Below are 5,819 nucleotides of genomic sequence, written 5' to 3'. Positions count from 1 at the left end.
GGCGCGATTTTCGCGGCAAAAAAGACGCCAATCTAAACACCACCCCATCAACTCCGTCCTCATCAAAGGATTTTGAAATGTCCGATCGTTTGCCGCATGAAAAAGGGTTTCACATCAGTTGGGACCAGATCCATCGCGACAGCCGGGCGCTGGCGTGGCGATTGGATGGCAAGGGGCCGGATGACGGCGCTTGGCGGGCTGTTGTGGCGATCACACGTGGCGGCATGGCCCCGGCGATGATCATCGCGCGCGAATTGGACATTCGTACAGTCGACACGATCTCGGTCAAATCCTACGATCACCAAGACCAATCCGAAGCGGTTGTGTTGAAGGCCCCCGACAAGGATATGATGGGCGATGGCACCGGAATTTTGATCATCGACGATCTGGTGGACAGCGGCAAAACCCTAAAACTGGTGCGCGAACTCTATCCAAACGCGCAATTCGCCACCGTTTACGCCAAACCCGCAGGGCGGCCACAGGTCGACACATTCATCACCGAAGTGTCGCAAGACACATGGATTTTCTTCCCTTGGGATATGGCACTGCAATATGTTCAGCCGTACCGCGGCCGGGACTAAGGTTTAGGCCGAATTCACGCCGCGGTGGATTGAGGTGAAAGCTGGCGCACCACACGCTCCAGCTTTTCGATCTCATGCAAGGCGAACGCCACGCTGTTGTCCAAGTCCATACTGCGCAGGACCCCGTCAATCGCGCCACAGGCGGACCGGATCATATAGCCCGCCAACCGCAGCTCAATCTCATAGGACCGCTCGCGGATGTGATCCGTCATGGCCTCTGCCTGCACCGTTTGACCCTCTTGTGCGCTCAAAAGCGCCGCTTTTAAGTCCGCAATCAGCGCCTGATTTTTCATCTGCTCCATAGGGCAAACCTCACCTTTTCGACATCGACCTCATTCGGCCCTTGGCGTTGCCGCCTTATTCACGTGCTTTTTCACATGGGGCTCTCTGCCTCCATTGAAACAATCAAAAGGGCGATTTGGTTAACGACGGGTGAAAACCCGCCATTCTCTGCATCACGCCTTGGTGAAAGCCTTTTTTTTCAGCACCTTGTCGCATTTGAGGTCACAAAAATAACTGGCCGCGCGCCCCGCCCCTCGCGCTCACCCCCCTGTGAGCGTTTCTGCAATTGTAGTGCGCGTGGAACCTGCCTAGCTTTGACACGCCAAGCCCTCACTCAGGAGATCTCACGATGCCTTTGCCCCTGCCCCTCGTCGCTCCAATGTCCCGCACCTTTCGTTCGCCGATCATTGCAGCCAAAGAGTGGGTCGAGGGCATCACTTTTCCGGCGGACCGTCCGCTGATCAACGTTTCGCAAGCCGCCCCCATCGCTGCGCCACCTTTGGCCTTGCGCCAAGAGATCGCCCGGATCGCGGTCGAGGACGTCGAGGCGCATCTTTATGGGCCCGTGTTGGGTCTACCGGCGCTGCGCTCCGAAATCGCCAACCAATGGTCCGCCGCCTATCACGCCAAAATCGAGGCTTCAGAGGTCGCCATCACCTCCGGCTGCAACCAAGCCTTCACCGCCGTCATGTCGACCCTCGCCGCAGCAGGCGATGAGGTCATTCTGCCAACGCCTTGGTATTTCAACCATAAAATGTGGTGCGATATGTCGGGGGTCCATGCTGTGCCCCTGGCCACCGGCGACGATCTTTTGCCGAATTTGGAGGCGGCGGCCCGGCTGATCACCCCGCGCACCCGCGCCATTGTGTTGATCACCCCCAACAACCCCGGCGGCGTTGAATATCCGGCCGAATTGCTGACCAAATTCTATGCCCTCGCCCGCGAACATCGCATCGCCTTGGTGCTCGATGAGACCTATCGTGATTTTGACAGCCGCTCAGAGGTGCCGCATCACCTGTTCCGCCAACCCGATTGGCACGACACATTGGTGCATCTCTATTCGTTCTCCAAAGCCTTCCGCCTCACCGGCCACCGCGTTGGTGCGCTGATTGCCTCGCCAGACCGCCTGACACAGGTCGAAAAATACCTCGACACCGTCGCGATTTGCCCCAATCAAATCGGCCAACGCGCAGCTCTTTGGGGGATGCAAAACCTCAGCCAGTGGGTCGCGGGTGAACGCGCCGAAATTCTCGACCGACGTGCCGCGATTTATGACGGCTTCCCGGCCGTTGCGGCAAAGGGCTGGAACCTCCTGGGATGTGGCGCCTTTTTCGCCTATGTCGAACACCCGTTTGCGATGCCGTCCTCTGAACTTGCGCCCTGGCTGGTCAAACACGCGTCCATTCTGCTCCTGCCCGGCGTCACCTTCATGCCCGAAGGCGACGCGCGCGCCGAACACCAATTGCGCATCGCCTTTGCCAATATTGACCGCGCCGGTATTCAGACGCTTTTTGAAAGACTGGCCCAAATCGCTCCCTAACGGGCGGTAAATTTCATTGTGATCCGGCTTGCGAAGCCTGCCGTGAGCGCCTAGACACTTTGCCAACCTTTAAGGGAGAAAAACGCATATGGCGCACGGCAAAGGCACCGGTAAGCAATCTGGCACGAAAATGGTGGTTTGGGGGGTTTTAGGCCTTCTGATCATCGGTTTGGGTGGGTTTGGCACGGCGAATTTCGGTGGCAGCGTCACCCGTGTGGCCCGTGTTGGCGATGAAGACATCACCCCCACCGCCTATGCCAATGCGCTGCAAAACCAAATTCGTGCGATTGAAAGCCAGACCGGCCAAGACATCACCGTGCAACAGGCGTTGTCCTTTGGTCTGTCGCAACAGGTTCTGAACCAGCTCTTGGATCAGGCCGCGCTTGACAATGAAACCGCGCGCATCGGCATTTCTGTTGGCGACGACGCGGTGCGTCGCGACCTCTTGGCGATGGATGCGTTCAAAGGGTTTGATGGCAAATTCAACACCGACACCTACAAAGAGATGCTGGCGCGCAACAATCTTGATGGCAAAACCTTTGAGGCGGGCCTCCGCAAAGATTCGGCCCGCGCTATTTTGACCGGCGCTTTGGCCACAGGCATCACCATGCCACCGTCCTACGGCCAAGTCGTGGTCGATTGGCTCGGCGAGCGGCGCACCATTTCGGTCGCGACCCTCACGGTTGCCGACCTTGAAACCGGCACGCCGATCGCCTCTGATGCGGACATCCAAGCGTGGTATGACGCCCACCCGGACGCCTATACCGCGCCCGAGGCCCGCAAAGTGACCTATGCGTGGTTGACGCCTGCGATGTTGACCGATGAGGTTGAGCTGGATGAAACCGCCCTGCGCAAACTCTATAACGACAACATTGCCTCTTATGTTCAACCCGAACGCCGCCTTGTCGAGCGTCTGGTGTTTGGCTCGCAAGAGGACGCCCAAGCGGCGGCTGATCGCATTGCATCCGGCGAAACCGCATTCGAGGACGAAGTCGCTGCGCGTGGCCTTGATTTGATTGACGTCGATATGGGCGATGTTTCCGCCGATGATCTGTCCTCTGCCGCCGCCACCGCCGTGTTTGCCCTTGAGGGCACGGGCGTTGCCGGTCCGGTGATGTCCGATCTGGGCCCGGCGCTGTACCGGGTCAACGGCACATTGGCCGGGACCGAGGTTTCCTTTGAAGAGGCCCGCGATGATTTGGCCGTGGAAATGGCCGCCGACGCGGCGGCGCGCCTGATTGCCGATCAAATCGAAGCCTTTGACAATGATCTGGCCGAGGGCATGACGCTTGAAGATTTGGCCGAGGCCACGCAGATGGAACTGGGCACGATGGATTGGACACCCGAAAGCGAAGGCGGGATTGCCGCCTATACCGCGTTCAAAGACGCCGTTGCGGCCCTCAGCCTCGACGACTACCCGGCGATCATGGAACTGGGTGATGGTGGCGTGTTTGCCATGCGTCTGGACGCGATTGTGCCCTCTGCTGTGCGTCCGCTCGACGAGGTCCGTGACCAAGTCTCTACAGATTGGGAGCGCGATGCCATCGCAACGCTTTTGACCACCCGCGCCGAAGCGCTTGAAACCGATGTGGCGGCGGGCACGCCAATCACCGAACTGGGTCTGGAAGCCGAAAGCTTTGAGGCGATCACCCGTCAGGGCAACATCGCCTCGATGCCTGCGGGCTTTATCGACGCCGTGTTTGCCCCCGGTCTGACGCTTGGCGGCACCACCTTGATCCCCGGCCAAGGCCGCGTGGTCATTGCCAAAATCGACAAGGTCGATGCCCCCGCCAAGACCGACGAAAACAGTGCCATTGCCGATGGCTACATCACCTCCGCCGCTCAAGGCGCGGCCCAAGACGTGATTGCCGCCTTCTCCAATGCGCTGCGCCTGCGCGAAGGCGTGACCGTCAATGAACCCGCCCTGACCGCAGTGCACAGCCAAATCCAATAAGCGCCGTTTGATCCTAAGACGGCGGGCAGACAGACGAGAAAGACGACAGACATGGCCACGCTTATCCCCGCCTTCTCCGCCTTCGAGGCCGCTTTTGACGCTGGGCTCAATCAGGTGGTGTACGCCAAAGTGGCCGCAGATCTCGACACGCCCGTGTCAATCATGCTCAAACTCGCGGGCGCGCGCACCGACAGTTTCATCCTTGAATCTGTCACCGGCGGCGAAGTGCGTGGGCGCTATTCCATCATCGGCCTGAAACCCGATCTGATCTGGAAATGCGATGGCACGACTGCCGCGCTCAACCGCAATGCGCGCTTTGACCCGGACAGCTACACCACGTCGGATCTCGATCCTTTGGCCTCGCTGCGGGCGCTGATCGCGGAGAGCAAAATCGACATGCCTGCCGAACTTCCGGCCTCGGCTTCGGGTCTTTTCGGTTATCTCGGCTATGACATGATCCGTCTGGTCGAACATCTGCCCAATGTGAACCCCGATCCGATCGGCCTGCCTGATGCGGTGTTGATGCGCCCTTCGGTTGTGGCCGTGTTGGACGGGGTCAAAGGCGAGGTCACCGTGGTATCGCCGGCGTGGGTCGGCTCAGGCCAATCCGCCAAAGCCGCCTATGCGCAGGCCGCCGAACGGGTGATGGACGCGCTGCGCGATCTCGAACGCGCGCCCTCTGAGACCAGCCACGATCTAGGCGAAAGCTTCGTCTCCCCCGCGCCACAGTCGAATTTTACCCACGAGGGCTACAAACAAGCCGTTGAAAAGGCGAAAGAGTACATCACCGCGGGCGATATTTTCCAAGTGGTGCCTGCACAGCGCTGGACCCAAGAGTTTCCGCTGCCGCCCTTCTCGCTTTACCGGTCGTTGCGCCGCACCAACCCCTCGCCGTTTATGTTTTTCTTCAACTTCGGCGGCTTTCAAATCATCGGCGCGTCGCCCGAGATTTTGGTCCGCGTCTTTGAGGGCGAAGTGACCATCCGTCCGATCGCAGGCACCCGTAAACGCGGCGCAACCCCGGAAGAAGACAAGGCGCTGGAACTGGATCTGCTCTCCGATCAAAAGGAGCTGGCCGAACATTTGATGCTGTTGGATTTGGGTCGCAATGACACTGGCAAAGTGTCGAAAATCGGCACGGTGCGCCCGACCGAAGAATTCATCATCGAACGCTATTCCCACGTCATGCACATCGTCTCCAACGTCGTCGGCGAGCTGCGCGAGGACGAAGACGCGCTCTCCGCCCTCTTGGCGGGCCTGCCCGCAGGCACCGTGTCCGGCGCACCGAAAGTGCGTGCCATGGAGATCATCGACGAGTTGGAACCGGAAAAACGCGGCGTCTATGGCGGCGGCGTCGGCTATTTCTCCGCAGGCGGCGACATGGACATGTGCATCGCGCTGCGCACTGCCGTCTTGAAGGACGAAAAGCTCTATATCCAGGCCGGTGGTGGCGTGGTCTATG

Annotated in this window: 5 protein-coding genes; 4 read left to right on the top strand and 1 reads right to left on the bottom strand. The window is 59.5% G+C overall.

Annotation, left to right across the window (positions count from 1 at the left end):
* Positions 1-77: 77 nt before the first annotated feature.
* Positions 78-581 carry a xanthine phosphoribosyltransferase gene (gene gpt, locus ACN0X0_RS23095; protein ID WP_107719832.1) on the top strand — a complete coding sequence of 168 codons (504 nt, stop codon included), beginning with the start codon at positions 78-80 and terminating at the stop codon, positions 579-581.
* A gap of 14 nt (positions 582-595) precedes the next feature.
* On the opposite strand, the gene ACN0X0_RS23090 is transcribed toward gpt, so the two are convergent.
* Positions 596-883: a hypothetical protein gene (locus ACN0X0_RS23090; protein WP_417268196.1), complete on the bottom strand. Its 288-nt coding sequence runs from the start codon at positions 881-883 to the stop codon at positions 596-598.
* 335 nt (positions 884-1,218) lie between these two features.
* Between ACN0X0_RS23090 and ACN0X0_RS23085 the strand changes: the two genes are divergently transcribed.
* From ACN0X0_RS23085 to trpE, 3 genes are all read left to right on the top strand, one after another.
* Complete coding sequence (locus ACN0X0_RS23085) at positions 1,219-2,403, top strand: aminotransferase (RefSeq protein ID WP_417268212.1); 1,185 nt, start codon at positions 1,219-1,221, stop codon at positions 2,401-2,403.
* 88 nt (positions 2,404-2,491) lie between these two features.
* Entirely contained in the window at positions 2,492-4,357 is a 1,866-nt protein-coding gene (locus ACN0X0_RS23080; protein ID WP_339696420.1) for a peptidyl-prolyl cis-trans isomerase, read from the top strand.
* Positions 4,358-4,408: 51 nt separating this feature from the next.
* Positions 4,409-5,819 (top strand): anthranilate synthase component I (trpE, locus tag ACN0X0_RS23075; protein WP_417281148.1); only part of this gene is annotated, 1,411 nt, incomplete at its 3' end.

The sequence above is a fragment of the Celeribacter sp. genome (assembly GCF_048270365.1).
GTDB lineage: Bacteria > Pseudomonadota > Alphaproteobacteria > Rhodobacterales > Rhodobacteraceae > Celeribacter.
Note: the sequence above shows the minus strand (reverse complement) of the source record. Positions and strands in the feature narration are given on the sequence as shown.

What these genes read in the sequence shown, in the direction of transcription:
- gpt (WP_107719832.1), top strand. Translation starts at nt 78, where the DNA reads ATGTCCGATCGTTTGCCGCATGAAAAAGGGTTTCACATCAGTTGGGAC.
- ACN0X0_RS23090 (WP_417268196.1), bottom strand. Translation starts at nt 883, where the DNA reads ATGGAGCAGATGAAAAATCAGGCGCTGATTGCGGACTTAAAAGCGGCG.
- ACN0X0_RS23080 (WP_339696420.1), top strand. Translation starts at nt 2,492, where the DNA reads ATGGCGCACGGCAAAGGCACCGGTAAGCAATCTGGCACGAAAATGGTG.